The sequence below is a fragment of the Oceanobacillus longus genome, from assembly GCF_042650085.1.
GTDB classification, from domain to species: domain Bacteria; phylum Bacillota; class Bacilli; order Bacillales; family Amphibacillaceae; genus Oceanobacillus; species Oceanobacillus longus.
The window spans coordinates 443,076-461,406 of the sequence record NZ_JBHSAO010000006.1 but is presented as its reverse complement, the minus strand read 5'-3'; the positions used below and the strand labels follow the sequence as shown (position 1 = coordinate 461,406).

The following is an 18,331-nucleotide window of genomic DNA, read 5'->3' as shown; positions in this document are numbered from 1 at the left end:
AAATATGGGCTGGCAAAGTTCTAACCTTTTCATTGCAATCTTGTAACCTTTTAGGTTGCAAAACACATCTCCTACTTACACAGTTTAGTTTACATTTCAAATTTATAATTTTTTAACATCCAGTGTGCGGATAAAACTAACAAATGCATGAACAATATTCAGCTTCAACGAATCTTCATAATAATACATCCATGTTTTGCGTGTAACCGGATCTCCTAAATGATTATATAAAGGTTTGGTGATAAGTTCAGGGTGAGGGCGGACTACTAAATCCGCTAAAATAGCATAGCCCAATCCATTAATAACCATTTCTTTACATGTTTCCACTTGATTGACTTGAATATTTATATTTGGGCTTTGCTTGTAATTATTGTACCACCAAATATCTACAAGATTTTTCATTCGTTCATCCGTATAGTAATCGATACGCGGTAATGAAGGAAGCGTTGCCCATTCGAAATCCCATGGAGAGGCGATGCAAATATTCTCTTCATAGAGTAATTCTTTTTGCTCCTTCCAAGGGTAGTCACCTTTAATAAAGCTAATATGTACATCATTATTCAAAATTAATCGATGCATTTCACTGCTCCATCCAGAAACAACTTGGAATTCTACGTTTGGGTATTCTTGTTTAAATAAACGTAGCAATTTAGGCATTTTATTTAGAGCAAAAAAATTAGAAACTCCTACTCGCAGTGTTCCCGCGACTTTTCCCCCTATATTATGTAACTTTTCTTCAATTTTTCTCTGTTCTTTTAGCATATTTATCGCATGCTCAGCAAGTTTTTCTCCCTCTGGGGTAAATGTGACCCCTCTTCGCTTTCTCATAATAATTTGTATATCGTAATAGTCTTCTAATTTCTTTATTCGAGAAGTCAATGTGGGTTGTGATAAAAATAAACGTTGTGCTGCCTGTGTGATGTTCTCTGTAGAATATAATGTTGCAAGCATTTCCCAGTCTTGATAATTCATTCTAAACACCCCTTTTTTCGATACATTTATATGGAATAAGCATTAGGCATTGATAAAATCTATGGCTATTTATAAATATTATATATTTTCTTAAAATTCAAATCAATAGTATACTAGAATTAGTTATAAATATGATAACGATAGCGAAAATGTTTTAGTGAAGATATGCACCATGAGATACCTCATAAAGATTAAAAGAGGAGGATATTGATGGCGACGACAGAAAACTTTGTACCTGGACTAGAAGGAGTTATTGCTGCTGAGACAGCGATTTCATTTCTCGATACGGAACAAGAGAAGATTATTATCAAAGGTCATAATCTGATCGAATTATCACAGACAAAAGATTATCTTGATGTGGTGCATCTTTTAATTGAGGGGCAATTACCTAGTGAAACTGAAAAGGTGACATTGGAAGCAAAATTAAAGGAAAATTATGATGTTCCATCGACTGTGATCGACGTACTTAAATTATTACCGAAACAAACACACCCAATGGACGGGCAGCGAACAGGAATTTCTGTTCTAGCGGGCTTTGATAATAACATTGATGACCGTTCACTAGAATCGAATAAAAGTCGTGCCTATCAACTCATGGGCCAACTACCAAATATTACAGTAAATAGTTTCCGAATTTTAAATGGACATGCCGAAGTGGCTCCAAATAAGGATTTATCATACAGTGCGAATTTCTTATATATGATTACAGGTAAGGTACCAACGGAATTGGAGGCGGAGATTTTTGACCGATCCCTTCTATTATATAGTGAACATGAAATGCCGAACTCAACGTTTACTGCGAGAGTGATTGCATCAACACAATCTGATATTTACAGCGCACTAACGGGAGCGGTTGCTTCGCTAAAAGGTAATCTGCATGGGGGAGCCAATGAAGCAGTTATGTATATGTTGAGTGAAGCGAGTAGTGTGGCTGAATTTGAAGAAGTAATTTACAAAAGACTAGAACAAAAAGAAAAGATTATGGGCTTTGGTCATCGTGTTTATATGAAAAAGATGGATCCTAGAGCATTGATCATGAAGGAATCATTAAAGCAATTATGTGAGATCGATGGGGATACATCATTGCTTGAAATGTGTGAAGCGGGTGAAAAGATCCTTGAGAAGGAAAAGGGACTTTATCCAAATCTGGATTATTATGCAGCACCAGTTTACTATAAACTTGGGATCCCAATTCCATTGTATACACCAATCTTCTTTAGTGCGAGAACAGTTGGACTTTGTGCACATGTCATCGAACAACATGATAATAATCGCCTATTTAGACCACGTGTAAATTATATTGGTGAGAGTTACTAAGAAAAAAGCAACTATTAGTGTGTGTTCTAAAAGGTGGATAAAAAGGAACGAAGAAATTCGAAGTGTCATTTTTCCGGACTTTTTGAACAACCTTTATTATGACAAGGAAGGAAGAGATAAATGTTAAAGACAGAACAAGAAATTAAAACAGATACATTACTAGAAGAAATCGCGGATTATGTATTAAATAAAGAGATTACGAGTGAAGAGGCACTCTCCACTGCTCATAATGTATTAATTGATACGCTTGGTTGTGGAATTTTGGCCCTTAGTTATCCAGAATGTACAAAATTACTCGGACCGATTGTACCTGGCACAACGGTTCCAAATGGGACACGGATTCCAGGGACTTCTCATGTACTTGATCCAGTGCAAGGGGCATTTAATATTGGTGCAATGATTCGCTGGCTTGATTTTAATGATACCTGGCTTGCTGCTGAATGGGGACATCCGTCTGATAATTTAGGAGGAATTCTAGCTGTAGCAGACTTTCTTAGTCAGGAGCGCATTAGTAAAGGACAAGAGCCACTGAAAATGTTAGAAGTGTTAGAAATGATGGTTAAGGCACACGAAATTCAAGGGATTCTTGCATTAGAAAATAGCTTGAATCGGGTCGGTCTTGATCATGTATTATATGTGAAAATCGCGACAACAGCAGTTGTAACAAAGATGTTAGGTGGAAGCAAGCAAGAAATTATCAATGCCCTCTCCAATGCATGGATCGATAATTCGAGCCTGCGTACATATCGCCATGCACCAAATACAGGGTCCAGAAAATCATGGGCCGCAGGGGATGCGACAAGTAGAGCCGTTCGTCTTGCACTCATGTCTATGAAAGGCGAGATGGGCTATCCAACAGCATTATCAGCTCCAGGCTGGGGATTCCAGGATGTCTTGTTTAATAAGCAACCGTTAGTACTTAGCCAATCACTTGATAGTTATGTGATGGAAAATGTTTTATTCAAAGTATCTTTCCCAGCTGAATTCCATGCGCAAACAGCAGCAGAAGCGTCAGTTACACTACACCCAGAAGTGGCGAACCGTCTTGATGAGATTGATCAGATTACGATTACAACCCATGAATCTGCGATAAGGATTATTGATAAAACAGGTCCATTAAATAACCCAGCAGACCGTGATCATTGTATCCAATATATAACTGCGATTGGCCTGTTAAAAGGCGATATCCGAGCAGAACATTATGAAGATGATGTAGCTAGCGATCCAATCATTGACCAATTACGCGATAAAATGGTTGTGACAGAAAACAAAGCGTATACAGAAGATTATTTAGATCCAACAAAGCGTTCAATTGCAAATGCGGTACAAGTACATTTTAAGGATGGAACATCAACAGAAGATATAGAAGTTGAATATCCATTAGGCCATCGTTTTCGTCGTGATGAAGCAATTCCAAAAGTTCGCGAAAAATATGCAGCAAATATCGCAACCCACTATTCAGATAAACAGCGTGACAAATTGGTAGAAGTAGGAAATGACTATCAGAGATTAGTAGAGATGAATGCTAATGAATTTGTAGAGTTATTTGTTTAATTTTTATAAATAGGAAAGCCTAAAACTTTCCTACCTAATAATATAAATTTAGTGGGGAGGAGTTTTGGTTGTTTGGTGTTCTAGAGTGGACACCAAAATGTTTAACCAAGCTTTTCCCCTGTATAATGTTGTATAAAGGCTTAGTTTTTTTAAAGGAGGATATTTACTTATGGCATGGATTGTTGATCAACCAATCACACAAGCAGAATTAGCGAAGCAATTTAGGGAACAAATAGCAACGGAAGACATCTTACAAATACCTGGTGCGCATGATGCGATGGCAGCACTCGTCGCCAAAAATGCAGGCTTTAAAGCACTTTATTTATCAGGAGCAGCATACACAGCAAGTAAGGGCTTACCTGACCTTGGCATCGTCACTTCAACAGAAGTAGCAGAACGAGCAAGAGATCTTGTACGCGCAACAAATTTACCCGTACTTGTTGATATTGACACGGGATTCGGTGGAGTACTTAATGCTGCACGAACTGCCCGTGAAATGGTGGAAGCCAATGTAGCAGCTGTCCAAATCGAGGATCAACAGCTACCTAAAAAATGCGGACATCTGAATGGAAAACAGCTTGTTACAACAGAAGAGATGTCACAAAAAATTAAGGCTATCAAAGAGGTAGCCCCATCCTTAATTGTTGTAGCAAGAACGGATGCTAAGGCTGTAGAAGGGATAGAAGCAGCCTATGAAAGAGTGCAAGCATATATTGATGCCGGTGCGGACGCTATTTTCCCCGAAGCATTACAAACTGAAGAAGAGTTTCGCTGGTTTGCAGATAAGGTAGAGGTACCATTACTTGCCAATATGACCGAGTTTGGAAAGACTCCGTTTATATCGGCAGAAGGATTTCAAGATATGGGATTCAGTATGGTGATTTATCCCGTTACATCGCTTAGAGTAGCAGCGAAAGCTTATGAGCGTATTTTTAGTTTGATTAAAGAGCAGGGTTCTCAAGAAGAGGGTGTTTCTGATATGCAGACGCGAAAAGAGCTTTATGAGACGATTAGTTATGATGCTTTTGAAGAGTTGGATGAAAGTATTGCAAAGACGGTTTTGCTGGGGGATAAGTAGGTTATAATCAATAGACTTTACTTTGTATTTTTAGTTTTACTAGATTAATGTATTTTTATGAAAAGGTAGAGGAATTATTTAGAAGAGTCATTGACGTTAATGTTGATGACTCTTTATTTTCCATTAAAAATTTAATCGGTTATATAATTGTTCTTTTTAAAATGCAAACATTCCGCAACATAAATAGATAAGACGTAGAAAATATGACTTTGCAGAAGTATTTTTAGATAATGTCCCAATTCCTAAAAGAAATTTGTTTAGGATAAGTCAATAACGGATGGAAAGTTACGATGTTGGCACTTTTGTTTGAAAAGGGGCAGGTTCGTTAGGTAATCGAGCAAGTCTCTATAAAGAACTTATGAAATTGATCGATGTCAGTCAATATATTAAAAATGCAAATGATGCACCTATTTTTGAAGACCTAGTGGGTCCTGTAGTATTTCTAGCATCTGATACATCTTCATATGTAACAGGACAGATTTTAGGAGTTGATGGTGGATGGACAGCAAAATAAATTCTATTAGAATAAAGCAAGTGTGAATAATGAAAACCTAAGAGAGGAAAAACCCTGAAAATGAAGATGACCAAAACCCAATCAAAAAAATGGTTACAATTTGCATTTTTTAAAAGATAGGGATTTTTTGAACATACGACAGTATTTATTACTGTCGTATGTTTTATATACGTGGAAAGAGGCTGGGACACCAAATGCCTTTCACGAAAACCACAAGCAAAAGTGGCATTCGAACTCAAAGAAAAGGATTCCGATTAAAAGATATTCTCTTTGTTGTGGGTATTCTTGAAGCAACTTATCACTATCATGTTAAAATTCTGTGAAATTCATGCGGAAATCTCGTAAATACAACTCCTATAAGGGGAACTTTGGAAAAGTGGAAAAAAACCCGATTATCCCACCGTTTTAGCACACCTATTCCTCTTCAAAATTATTAAACTGACATTACAGAATTCAAATGTCTAGGCGAAGAGAAGTTATACTTTAAAAGAAATGATAGGAATAATAAAGAATCGCGCAACCTATCGCACAACCAATGGGTGAGGACATTAAAAGAAAATAAAGTATTCCAAAGCATGTCACGTAAATACAACCTTCGCAGACAATGCTTCGATGGAGAATTTCTTTAGCATTTTAAAGCATGAAATGTATTATGGAGAGAAATTAATAAGTTATGAAAATACATTTACTGATATAACCATGTACGATCAAAAGTGAAATTGACTGGACTGAGTCCGGTCGAATACCGAACTCAGTCCAGCCAATCAGCTGTATAATAAAAATCTAACTTTTGGGGGTAGCCACCTTCTTGTAAACCTTTTTTACATCGCAGAAATTATCTTAGCATTAATACCATTTGATTTCTAATCGTTTCTAGTATGTTTTAATTAATCTTTTTTCTTTTTTTCTACACGTAATTGATTTTTTAAAATTTTACCTGATGCGGTTTTTGGTAGTTCTGGAATAAATTCAATGACTTCCGGTACTTTGAATTTTGCTAAATGCTTTAAGCAAAATGTTTGAATAGTTGATTCGTCACCTTGCTTTAATGAATCTGAAACTATGACAGCCTTTACCCTTTCGCCATATGTTTCATCGGGAATTGAAATAACAGCAGACTCAATTATCTCAGGATGCTTTTTTAAGACATCTTCTACCTCAATGGAAAATATCTTTTCACCACCACGGTTAATCATATCTTTCATTCTATCTAAAATATAAATAAATCCATCATCATCAATTTTGGCGATGTCACCTGATTTCCAATACCCATCGATAAATGATTTTTTATTAGCTTCTTCATTATCCCAATATTCTCCAATAACCATTGGACCTTTAATTAGTAATTCCCCAGGTTCGTTGGTCCCTAATTCATTACCTTCGCGATCCGCAACTTTAACCTGTCCATTTTCAACAGGAAAACCTACAGATGCGACTTTTGACATCGGATAACTAGCTGGCATCATTGTTGTAGGAGATGTGGTTTCTGTTGCACCGTAAACATTACGATAAGTTGCGTTTGGGAAAATTTCTTGCATTTTTTCTATTGTTTGTTGATAGATTGCTGAGCCGCCGTATCCTACAATTCGAACAAAGTCAAAAGAGTAATCATTTATTATTGGACTTGTAGCCATCATAATAAATAATGTTGGAGCATTTATATGACAATTTACTTTTAATTTATGGCTCGTTCTAATGTAATCTTCATTTTGATATCTTCTAAGGACAGCGGACGAGCCGCCGATATAAACCATATGGAGAAATTGTCCTACTAGCCCGGTAACATGAAAGAAGGGAACGGCAATTATTGTACGAATTTCGCTATCTGTTTGTAGCGTATTCTTATAATGCATTACGCTGTGAAGGACATTGATATGGCTAATTACGGCGCCTTTTGGTCTTCCTGTTGTACCGGATGTATACAAGATAAATGCAGCGTCTGTTTCCTCAATTGGTATCGCTTTCAATTCATTGTTTTGATTGATTAATGATTCAAGCGTAACTCCTGATGCAGCGCCTCCAGTTGATACGGTTGTCTGTGTGTACGGTTCTATTTCTGGAAATCTTTGAATCGACTCATTGATTACAGCCTGATATGCATCTTCATGGATAATGAGCTTTGGTTTAGAGTGTTCAACAATATAAGATATTTCGGAAGCCGTTAATTTTGTATTAACAGGAACCATGATTGCACCTAGTTTAAAACAAGCAAAAGTAACAATTGGGAACGCTAAATCATTGCCGATTAAACTAATAATCCGGTCTCCTTTTGCAAGGCCGTATTCTTGTTGTAAAGTCGCTGCAAGTCTCGTTGCTCTATCATTTGCTTCCGTATAAGTCAGTTCCTCATCTTCCATTATAAAAGCAGTTTTATTTGGGTATTGATCAACTGTTTTTTGCAACATTTCATTTAAATTGGTAGGTCGATTTGCATACACACTAATATTTTCTCTGCCAAATAAGGTGATTTTTTCTTTTTTTATTGTGGCACTCAAACATATCCCTCCTTATACATTAAAGATATTTTTAGGGGTGTCCACCAAAATAGAATCAATGGTAGCCTTGGATACCCCGTGTTTTTCTAATTCCGGAATAATATTTTTAAATAAATGATCCATTTCCCAGTTTCTTGTTAGTTCCGCTAAGTCATCTGGGAATTCAGGTGCTTTTCCGAGCCAAACATTCACTTTGTCGTGCGATAAAGTAAGTTGATTCGCATAGGCGCTATTTATTAATCCTAGCAAGACGATGATCCGTTCACTGTCCATTGGCGCTCCTACAAGTCCTTGGAGTCCTATTCGGTCAAATCCAACATAAACACCATATTCTAATGTTTGTAGTTGGTAATGGATATCCGTATTTCCATCCATATGTCCTATAACTATTTTCTTAGGATCAACGCCTTCAGAAGTTAATAGTTTGGCTTGTTCAGGTCCCATTGTACCTTCCTGTGTATGTGTAATAATTGGAATTCCTGTCACTTTTTGAGCTCTGGCTCCCATTCTAAAAAACAATTCTTCGTATTCGGAAATACTGTCTTTTCCTGATGCTAATTTAATAACACCTGGTTTAATACCTGTTTTTCCAATTCCGTTTGTTATTTCACCCATGAATAACTCATATAGTTCATCCTCAGCAATACCTAGTCCTTGTTTAAATTTAAAGTAGGCTGGTGCGCCTTCTCCCTCGTAATAATATCCAGTTGCACAAATAATGTGAACACCACTTTTTTCCGAAACTTCTCTTAATAAATCAGGATAACGTCCAGAGTCGCTTGGTGTAGCATCTACAATGGTTTGTACCCCTTGGCTTTTTGCTACATTAACAGCTTCCACACCGAGTTTTACTAATTCAGTGCGATCTTTTTGATAAAGTGAATTACCATCAAAACCTGGATACCCAAAGAAGATATGTTCATGCATTAAGGTCTTACCCAATTCATCCGCTGCAACTTGTCCAAGAACTGTATTTACCATTTTAGCCATTCAAATAACCTCCTAATTTATAATATAAATGCTCTACCCTCGCCCAATTGTGAATACCGTAATATTCTAGGATGTTGAGTTGGCTTAAATATATAGAACCTCCTTTTATAGTATTGATAAGCTATATGAAATATGACTCGTATGTGAGAGGGCGTGGAGAGTATATAAACATAGATATAAAAAACATAGTTAAGCCATCGTTTTTTGATTTTATATAATTATCAGAATATATAAAAATAACATATCATACCAAAAAAAGAAAATCAACATTCATATGAATGAAGTTTATTTAAAATTACCGTTGAATGGCTAAAGGTTGAAAACCGAATTTATTTTGACAATCTAAGTGAAATAGCTTATCTTTTAAACAAATGTAATTTTCAGAAAATAATTGATGTTGAAAAAAATCTGATGTTCTACGATTTAGATGAGAAAGGTATGATTAACTTGGCATTGTGTTCACAAATTTATGAAATGGGGTATGAAATAATGGAATTAATGAAAACTGCGAACAAACCATTTGATCTACAAGGCACGGTAAATACAAGGGAGCTTGGTGGGTATAGTGATAAGAAATTAAATATATTAAATAAACAGAAACTATTGCGTTCTGATTTGCTTAGTAACTTGACGAAGGAAGATTCTGAATGGCTATATAAATATAACATTAGAACCGTAGTTGATTTAAGAAGAGAGAGGGAAATCAGGGAAGAACCATCTAAACTGGAGCACTTTCGTGACGTAAACTACTTTAATATTTCCTTATCTACCAATGATAGCGGATTAATGGAAGACAGAAAAATCGATAGTTTGTCTGCACTTTATCAAACCTATTTAACGGAAAGACAAATTGAAATAAAGGAAATTATGGAAATCATAAGTAAGTCGTTATCCGGTGGTGGTGTTATTTTCAATTGCATGGCAGGTAAAGATCGAACTGGAATTATTAGTATGCTTTTATTAAAAATCTGCGATGTAGACCATGAGATTATAAAATCGGACTATGAAGTAAGTGAGGGCTATATTATTAATTATCTTAATGAAAAAAAGCATGAATTTAATGACGATTTTCCAGATTTCTTATTGCGCTCTGAGCGTATCGAAATGGAAAAAACATTGAGTTTTATGGAAGCTAACTACGGAACGGTTGAAAATTATATGGAGCATATTCGTGTAAAATCTGAAGTATTAAATACAATTCGCACAAACTTAATAGGATAAAATTAAAAAGAGAGAACATTATGAACGGGAAAATACCCTAGAAGATCCCGCTTTTTGTTAACAAAAGAGTAAGGTATTAATTCAAAGGAACAGTATGAAGGAATTTTGAACATTTGAATAAACGTTCAAAAAGATACTTGAAATTATATTCTAACAGTGCTAAGATTTAATTGACCTTTTTGATAATTCAATAAATTTTAATTTGTGTATATTTATTTCAATTGGCTAGATAAAAAGTAAATTGAGAAAAGCTATGAATTCGGAACCAAGCCGAAAAAAGCTCCAATTTAACCATTAAATGGAACTTCATTTAAAAAAAGCCTATTAGGATGTGGATATAGGTGATTTTATAGGAACTTAAATTGTAAAATATTATATTGGAGAAGTATTTAAAGTATAAGATACAAGTATATTTAGAACGCTAAAGAAATGAAGTTCCTATGTAGATAGAAATAGAAGAATGATGGGAAATAATCATTCAATATTCCTATAGTTAATAATTTTCAACTGACATAGAAGGTGTGTAACGTGTAACAAAAATCACATAATAATAAAGGAGGAAATTGTATGTTTACTGAATTACCAAGTCGTGTAGAGAAGATGAGAGAGGAAATACTAGAGTTTATGGATGAACATGTCTATCCAGCAGAGAAGGTAGTAGAAGATTATCTGGATAGTGCTGAAAACCGCTGGACAATACCTCCGATTATGGAAGAGTTGAAGGAAAAAGCAAAGAGTAAAGGTCTATGGAACCTTTTTTATGCAGATGAAAAATATGGAAAAGGTTTAACTAACTATGAGTATGCGCATCTCTGTGAAATTATGGGGAGATCGCTGATTGCTCCACAGATGTTTAACTGTAATGCACCAGATACAGGAAATATGGAAGTTTTAATTAAATATGGAAATGAAGATCAACAAGAAAAGTGGCTTAAACCACTACTCGAAGGTGAAATTCGCTCTGTGTTTTCGATGACGGAGCCCACAGTAGCTTCTTCGGATGCGACGAACATTCAAACAGAAATTGTTCGGGACGGAGACGAATATGTCATTAATGGGAAGAAGTGGTGGTCATCGAATGCTTTGGATCCAAGATGTGAAATTGCGATTGTTATGGGGAAAACCGACCTGAGCGCAGATCCGCATAAGCAACAATCTATGATTCTAGTACCAATGGACACGCCTGGGGTGGACATTAAGCGTCCATTAAAAGTTTTTGGTTATGATCACGCACCAGAAGGTCATGCAGAAATTCATTATAATAATGTTCGTGTTCCTATATCTAATTTATTGCTTGGAGAAGGCCGTGGTTTTGAAATTGCTCAAGGAAGACTAGGGCCTGGGAGAATTCACCATGCTATGCGTGGAATTGGACAAGCAGAACGTGCTTTGGATTTGTTAATTGATCGTGCAGAAGAAAAAGAAGCATTCGGTTCTAAATTAATTGATAAAGATGTAATTCGTGCACAAATTGCGGAAACTAGACTGGAAATTGAACAAGCAAGATTATTAACATTAAATGCTGCACATAAAATAGATCAGTATGGTGCTAAAGGCGCTCGTAAAGAAATCGCAATGATTAAAGTCGCTGTACCTCGTACGGCACTTAATGCACTTGATCGTGCAATTGAAGTTCATGGTGGTGCTGGTGTATCACAAGACACACCATTAGCAGAACATTTTGCACATGCAAGAACCCTTCGAATTGTCGATGGACCAGATCAAGTTCATATTCGCGACATTGCTAAATTAGAAATTCGCGAGAGAAGACAACAAAGAAAATAAAACGGGATGTAATACGTTTACCTTACTATATTTCCTGTAAAGTCTAGATTGAGAAATATACACAAGTAGAATTTAGTTCTATTAATATTGTTCATTCTATTGTGTGTGACATACAACGATAATAATGGAGTATTCGATTATAATCTACTTGTTCAATTCATATAGTAAAACTAGCATAATGAAGGGGTGAAGTTATTGAGTAACTCAAATAGAGAGTTTTTATTAGTTAGTCGACCACATGGAATACCGACAGATGAGAACTTTAAATTAGAAATAAACTCACGACCTGTGATAAATGATGGGGAAGTATTAGTGGAAACAAATTATTTATCAGTAGATCCTTATATGCGAGGAAGAATGAGTGGAGTTAAAACATACACAGCACCATATGAATTAAATAAAGTGTTAACTGGAGGCGTCGTTGGAAAGATAATCGAATCTAAAAATGAATCGTTTCAAGTTGATGACATTGTAGAAGGTCATTTGAATTGGGCGGATTATTCAGTCTCCAATGGAAAAACACTCCGAAAAGTTGATCCAGATTTAGCGCCAATCTCTTCAGCGCTAGGAGTAGTCGGGATGACAGGATTGACCGCTTATTTTGGTTTACTAGATATTGGGAAACCGAAAGAAGGGGAGACGGTCGTTGTATCCGGAGCAGCAGGTGCGGTAGGAACAATTGTCGGTCAAATTGCAAAAATTTACGGATGTCGGGTAGTAGGTATTGCTGGGTCAAATGAGAAAAATAAATATCTCGAGGATGAGCTTGGTTTTGAAGCAACGATTAATTACAAAACTGAAAATGTGAAAGAAGCATTAAAAGAAAAATGTCCAGATGGTGTAGACATTTACTTTGACAATGTTGGTGGAGATATTTCCGACGCCGTTATGAGTTTATTAAATTTCCATGCCAGAATTGCAGTTTGTGGAATTATTTCGGAGTATAACAATATAAAACCTTCGACAGGTCCACGTATCCAACGTTATCTACTCAATCGCAGCGCTCTAATGAAAGCTTATATAGTAAGAGATTATCATGAACGGTTCGATGAAGGCTATGAACAATTAGGAGAGTGGGTCAAAGAAGGGAAATTAACTTATCGCGAAAACATTATTAACGGATTGGAAAATGCACCACAGGCTTTTCTTGGTCTTTTTCACGGTAAGAATATAGGCAAGCAATTAGTGTGTGTTCGTTCGGAAAGCTAAAAATATTTAAATAGAACATCGAGTGAACCCTCCTTCTGACGAAGACTAAATAGAAGGAGTTTTCATTTTACCTAGGTGTAATAGTTTGTGAAACCCCACTGAATGAAGTTTCACTTTATATAAAGAAAATTATAGGAGGATTTTATGAATAAAGTATGTGAATTATTAGAGGTTGAAGTACCTATTATAGAAGGTGGGCTTGCCTTTGTTGGCAATGGATTACTTGCAGCAGCCGTGTCAGAAGGGGGCGGGTTTGGGCAAGTAGGATCAGCTGGGAGAACAGTGGAAAACTTTGAAAAACAAATTTTACTTGCAGCAGAAGCAACTGCTAAACCATTTGGAGTTAACATTCCTATTAGCCAACATACTGACTTTACACCTTATATAGAGGTTATTCGTAAACATCGCGACCTTATTCAGGCAGTTAGTCTTGGGGCTGGTAATCCGAAACAATTAATCCCAGTCATTAAAGATATGGGATTAAAGGTTTTGGTTTTAACATCTACCGCATTCCATTCGGCTAAAGCAGAAAGTCTTGGTGCGGACATGATTATATGTGAGGGCTATGAAGCAGGTGGAAGTAACGGTCCTTCTGAATTATCAACATTAACGCTAGTACCACAAGTCAAAAAGACGGTATCGATCCCGGTAGTTGCAGCAGGAGGGATTGTTGACGGAAGAAGTATGGCGTCTGCTATGTTGTTAGGGGCGGATGGTGTGCAAATGGGTACACGCTTTGTTGCAACGAAAGAATGTGAAGCACATGACAACTTCAAGGATGCAATTTTAAAAGCAAGAGATGATTCGACGGAAATTTTGACTAGAATGTTGAAAGGTCCAATCCGGGTTTTAAAGAATGACTATTCAAAGAAAGTGCAGGAGGCTGAAAAGGAAAACCCAACATTAGAGAATATCTTACCAATGGTCCGTGGGAAATATAATGGATTAGCAATGTTTGACGGTGAACTTTCAAAAGGATTTATGAGCTGTGGACAAGTTGCAAGTTTAATAGATGAGGTAGAGAGTGCTGAAGTAATTGTGCGAAGAATGGCAACAGAGGCAAAAGAGATTTTAAATAGTCCGATTAAGATCTAAGTCTGAACGCAAATTTACCGCAGTAAGAGAAAAGATAGGTTAATTAAAATTAGGAGGTTATTTGATGACTCTATCAGTGGGGGAAGTTATTTGGGAACCTTCAGAAGAACGGAAAAATGAGACAGTGATGATAAACTACATGGAATGGCTAAAAGATAAAAACGGTGTAAAATTTCAGGGCTATAATGACTTATGGAAATGGTCTGTCGATGAATTGGAGACATTTTGGGAATCAGTATCGGATTATTGTGAAATAAAATTTAATAAACCGTATAGTAACGTTTTAGCAGAGAGAAAGATGCCTGGCGCGGATTGGTTTCAAGATGCGATGCTAAATTATTCAGAAAATATACTTTTTTAAACAAATTGATCCAGTTGTTCTGTTTGCTGTGGATGGTTATCAATATAACGGAAAATCAATTGACCGCAGTGAGGTTGTTGCAAAACTTCAATCCGAAATTTCTACGATAAACCATACGATACATGTTCCGTTTCAAGGTACAAAACAAAGGAAGAATTTAGCCGATACGATTCACTGGGATGATATGATATTGTGTATGACTACGTACCACTCGTGTATGAAAGTGTACCATTCAATCATCCGCTGTGGGTTGTGTACTCATCTGATGCAACAGGCATGCCTAAACCAATTGTACAGGGGCATGGCGGAATTGTTTTAGAACATAAAAAAACGATGACAATACAAAATAACCTTACACCGAATGATACCGTCTATTGGTTTACAACAACAGGTTGGGTTATGTGGAATATGCTTGTAGGGGCATTGTTTTCTGGAGCGGATATTGTACTTTATGATGGCAGCCCAACTTATCCGGATATGAATACATTATGGAAACTAACGGAAGATGCAGGAATTACTTCTTTTGGAACGAGTGCTCCTTTTTTAGCTAGTTCCATGAAAATGAATGTAGAGCCAGGAAAAAATTACAATTTATCGACATTGCAGACGATTATTTCAACAGGTGCTCCACTAACAAGTGAAACTTTTCATTGGGTTTATGAAAAAGTAAAAAAAGATCTGTGGCTAAGTTCTTCAAGTGGCGGTACAGATGTTAACTCTGTTTTTGTAGGTGGAGTTCCGATTGATCCTGTACGACTAGGTGAAATCCAAGGACGTTTATTAGGAGTTCATGTGGATAGTTTTGATGAGGAAGGTAATGAATTAGTAGATCAAGTTGGAGAATTGGTTATCAAGAATCCGATGCCATCAATGCCGTTGTATTTTTGGAATGATAAAGATGGTACACGTTATCATGAAAGTTAATTTGACACATACCCTGACATTTGGAAACATGGCGATTGGATTAAGGTAGATGAACAAGGAAGGTCTATTATCTACGGAAGGTCCGATTCAACGATTAATCGTTCTGGAGTTCGCATGGGAACAAGTGATATTTATCGTGTGATTGAAGGATTCGCTGAAGTGACAGAAGCATTAGCTATTGATTTAGAAGTTATTGGAAGAAGTAATGCCTTGATTTATTTTGTAGTTCTGATAGAGGGCCAATTAGAAGAGGGTTTAAAGAAAAAGATTAAACAAGAAATTAGAACGAATTTGTCTCCGCGCTTTATGCCGGACGAAATTTATCAAGTAGAACAAATACCAAAAACATTAAATGGGAAAAAATTAGAGGTTCCTATTAGAAAGATGTTATTAGGGTTTGATTTAGATAGGGTAATTAGCCAAGACTCCATGCAAAATCCCAAATCCCTGGAACCGTTTAAAAAGTTAGCTCAAGAATATAAAAAAGATTCAGTTAGCCTATTTAATAAATAATAAGAAAGAGGGTGACGAGATGTATATTCCAAAAGAAATGAAAGCAGCACGTTTTTACGAGATAAATGAACCAATACAGATTGATACCGTACCTGTCCCTGAAATAAAAGAATATGAAGTATTAGTTCAATTAAAGAGTGTTGGCTTATGTGGATCAGATATTCATATGGTTTATGAAGGGGAGATGGTTCCTGTTCATCATCCGATAATAATTGGCCATGAACCATCTGGTGTAATAGCCTCTAAAGGAGCAGCAGTGAACGACTGGGAAGTAGGAGCAAGGGTGTCGGTTTATCCAATTATTTATTGCGGATCCTGTAAAAATTGCATTGCTGGGCATAGTGAAATATGCTCGAATTTAGAAGTGTTGGGAGTACATCGTGACGGGGGATTGGCAGAATATATTGCTATTCCAGCAAAAAATCTAGTCAAATTACCTGATAATATCCCGTTTCATGTCGGATCTATTGTTACCGATGCGGTAGCAACTCCCTTTCATGCAATGATTGAACGTGCGCAACTTCGTCTTGGTGAATCTGTTGCTATCTTTGGTGTCGGGGGTCTTGGCTTACATGCTGTACAAATTGCAAAAATGGCTGGAGCAAAACAAATTATTGCTATTGATATCTTGGATGAACAATTAGAAAAAGCAAAAGAATTGGGAGCGGATATTGTTATTAATCCTTTGTATGAATCTCCAGTTGAAGTCATTAAAAAGCACACAGGATTTGGTGTCGACGTTGCTGCAGAATTTATTGGGAAGAAAGAGACGGTAACAGCAGCAGCAAATTCACTCACTACGGGTGGGAGGTTAGTCGTATCAGGTATTGGCTATGAATCAATTGAGTTAATGTCTGTTGCTAAATACGTGCGAAAGCAGCTTACAATTTACGGATCTTTTGGACATACAAAAAATACAGTCCAGCAACTTATTAATTTAGTCTCAAGTAAACGATTATTTTTAGAAGAGTCGATTACACATGAATTTCAACTTGAAGAAGTAAATACGGCTCTGGAATATTTGTATAAAAAAATCGATAATCCAACGCGCGTGCTAATTAATATATAAGATATCGTTGACAAAATTAATCTAGAGTCCTCTTTTATCATTTAATTATTCTGAAAATTTCGTCCTTTAATATTGATTTTCTATAAAAATCGGTTACAATGAAATTATTCTATTACTAATGGAGGTGAAAATGGTGGGTGAGCATTTTACAGAAGTTATTGTTCAACCAGAAGATATTGATGTATTAAACCATGTAAATAATATCATTTATATTCACTACTTTGAAAAGGCGAGATTGGAATGGTATAAAAAAATAGGGTTTACTATTGATAAATTAATGAAAGAGGGTCAGGCATTTGTATTACGAAACCTTGAAATTTCTTATATAAATGAGGCGCATTTAGGTGAGAAGTTAACGATTACAACCAAACCATATCAACGTGGGAGAAGTAGTTTTACATTAAAACAAAAGATTTATAATGCAAATCATGAGATAATCACAGAAGCTGAAGTAGTAACAGTTATGATTGATTTAGAGAAGAGAAAAAGCATGCCACTAGTCGATTCGGTTGGACAGTTTTTTGAATCTATTATACCTAAATAAGTTCATTTAATAAGTGTTAAAATTAATAGAAATAATTAACAGAATATAATTGATTTTAGGAATAGTCTTTGTTATCATTGGATTCAAAGAAGGGCTATTACACTTCTGTATGTAAGCGCTTTAAAATAAATGTATTGCACGTATATTTTTATGTATTTTTTTGAATGTATATTTAAAAATAAAAATCTAAGTTAAAATTAAAATACGTAGAATGTGAATAAAAGAGGTGATACATTGGCAACAATTAAAAATTTACTTGGAGTACAGATGGAGCCTTATACATTTAAAGTTGAAGAAGGAAAAATTAAAGAATTTGCAGAAGCAATAGGGGACGAAAATCCAATCTATTATGACGTTGAGAAAGCGAAAAATGAAGGATTTGACAAGATCCCAATTCCGCTAACCTTTCTCACAGCTGTAGAATTTTGGGGTGGTGGAGATGCTTTAAAAATGTTTGAGCAATATCAAATTGATCCAGTACGTGTTGTACATGGCGAACAAGCATACGAATTCATAGGTGAAATTTATGCAGGCGATGTACTTACTATTACGTCTAAAATTATAGATATTGTAGTAAAGCAAGGATCCACCGGTGGAATGGATTTAATTACAACAGAGAATAGGTATATAAATCAAGCGGATAAACTGGTTGCAGTTTCTAAGAGCGTAGCAATTCATCGGCATTAAAGG

Annotated in this window: 14 protein-coding genes and 2 pseudogenes; 13 read left to right on the top strand and 3 right to left on the bottom strand. The window is 36.0% G+C overall.

Features of this window, described 5'->3' with window-relative positions:
* Positions 1–102: 102 nt before the first annotated feature.
* On the bottom strand, positions 103–972 hold the full coding sequence (locus ACFOUV_RS09845) for a LysR family transcriptional regulator (RefSeq protein WP_379496583.1): 870 nt from the start codon (positions 970–972) through the stop codon (positions 103–105).
* Positions 973–1,182: 210 nt separating this feature from the next.
* Here ACFOUV_RS09845 and mmgD point away from each other — a divergent pair, with 210 nt between their 5' ends.
* The 5 genes and pseudogenes from mmgD to ACFOUV_RS18590 form a co-directional block, all read left to right on the top strand.
* Positions 1,183–2,289 carry a citrate synthase gene (gene mmgD / locus ACFOUV_RS09840; RefSeq protein ID WP_379496582.1) on the top strand — a complete coding sequence of 369 codons (1,107 nt, stop codon included), beginning with the start codon at positions 1,183–1,185 and terminating at the stop codon, positions 2,287–2,289.
* 120 nt (positions 2,290–2,409) lie between these two features.
* Entirely contained in the window at positions 2,410–3,843 is a 1,434-nt protein-coding gene (locus ACFOUV_RS09835) for a bifunctional 2-methylcitrate dehydratase/aconitate hydratase (RefSeq protein WP_379496581.1), read from the top strand.
* Positions 3,844–4,012: 169 nt separating this feature from the next.
* A complete protein-coding gene (gene prpB, locus ACFOUV_RS09830) occupies positions 4,013–4,921 on the top strand; it encodes a methylisocitrate lyase (RefSeq protein WP_379496580.1) in 909 nt (302 codons plus the stop codon).
* Between the two features lie 364 nt (positions 4,922–5,285).
* Positions 5,286–5,435: an SDR family oxidoreductase gene (locus ACFOUV_RS09825; RefSeq protein ID WP_379496579.1), complete on the top strand. Its 150-nt coding sequence runs from the start codon at positions 5,286–5,288 to the stop codon at positions 5,433–5,435.
* 554 nt (positions 5,436–5,989) lie between these two features.
* Positions 5,990–6,211, top strand: a pseudogene (locus ACFOUV_RS18590) (IS3 family transposase); the annotation flags it as partial.
* Positions 6,212–6,322: 111 nt separating this feature from the next.
* Here ACFOUV_RS18590 and ACFOUV_RS09815 read toward each other — a convergent pair.
* Both ACFOUV_RS09815 and ACFOUV_RS09810 read right to left on the bottom strand, forming a co-directional pair.
* Positions 6,323–7,930, bottom strand: coding sequence for a class I adenylate-forming enzyme family protein (locus ACFOUV_RS09815; protein WP_379496578.1), 1,608 nt, complete (start codon positions 7,928–7,930; stop codon positions 6,323–6,325).
* A gap of 12 nt (positions 7,931–7,942) precedes the next feature.
* Positions 7,943–8,920 carry a phosphotriesterase family protein gene (locus ACFOUV_RS09810; RefSeq protein ID WP_379496577.1) on the bottom strand — a complete coding sequence of 326 codons (978 nt, stop codon included), beginning with the start codon at positions 8,918–8,920 and terminating at the stop codon, positions 7,943–7,945.
* A gap of 489 nt (positions 8,921–9,409) precedes the next feature.
* Here ACFOUV_RS09810 and ACFOUV_RS09805 point away from each other — a divergent pair, with 489 nt between their 5' ends.
* From ACFOUV_RS09805 to ACFOUV_RS09770, 8 genes and pseudogenes are all read left to right on the top strand, one after another.
* Positions 9,410–10,141, top strand: coding sequence for a tyrosine-protein phosphatase (locus ACFOUV_RS09805; RefSeq protein ID WP_379496576.1), 732 nt, complete (start codon positions 9,410–9,412; stop codon positions 10,139–10,141).
* Between the two features lie 567 nt (positions 10,142–10,708).
* The gene (locus tag ACFOUV_RS09800; protein ID WP_379496575.1) at positions 10,709–11,926 is read left to right on the top strand and encodes an acyl-CoA dehydrogenase family protein; all 1,218 of its coding nucleotides are present in this window, start codon (positions 10,709–10,711) and stop codon (positions 11,924–11,926) included.
* A gap of 195 nt (positions 11,927–12,121) precedes the next feature.
* The gene (locus ACFOUV_RS09795) at positions 12,122–13,135 is read left to right on the top strand and encodes an NADP-dependent oxidoreductase (protein ID WP_379496574.1); all 1,014 of its coding nucleotides are present in this window, start codon (positions 12,122–12,124) and stop codon (positions 13,133–13,135) included.
* A gap of 144 nt (positions 13,136–13,279) precedes the next feature.
* A complete protein-coding gene (locus ACFOUV_RS09790; protein ID WP_379496573.1) occupies positions 13,280–14,230 on the top strand; it encodes an NAD(P)H-dependent flavin oxidoreductase in 951 nt (316 codons plus the stop codon).
* A 61-nt stretch (positions 14,231–14,291) separates the two neighbouring features.
* Positions 14,292–16,028: pseudogene (locus ACFOUV_RS09785) on the top strand (acetoacetate--CoA ligase).
* Positions 16,029–16,047: 19 nt separating this feature from the next.
* Positions 16,048–17,097, top strand: a complete 1,050-nt coding sequence (locus ACFOUV_RS09780; RefSeq protein WP_379496572.1) for a zinc-dependent alcohol dehydrogenase — start codon at positions 16,048–16,050, stop codon at positions 17,095–17,097.
* 130 nt (positions 17,098–17,227) lie between these two features.
* Entirely contained in the window at positions 17,228–17,641 is a 414-nt protein-coding gene (locus ACFOUV_RS09775; RefSeq protein WP_379496571.1) for an acyl-CoA thioesterase, read from the top strand.
* A 234-nt stretch (positions 17,642–17,875) separates the two neighbouring features.
* Positions 17,876–18,328, top strand: a complete 453-nt coding sequence (locus ACFOUV_RS09770) for a MaoC family dehydratase N-terminal domain-containing protein (RefSeq protein WP_379496570.1) — start codon at positions 17,876–17,878, stop codon at positions 18,326–18,328.
* The last annotated feature ends 3 nt before the right edge of the window (positions 18,329–18,331 follow it).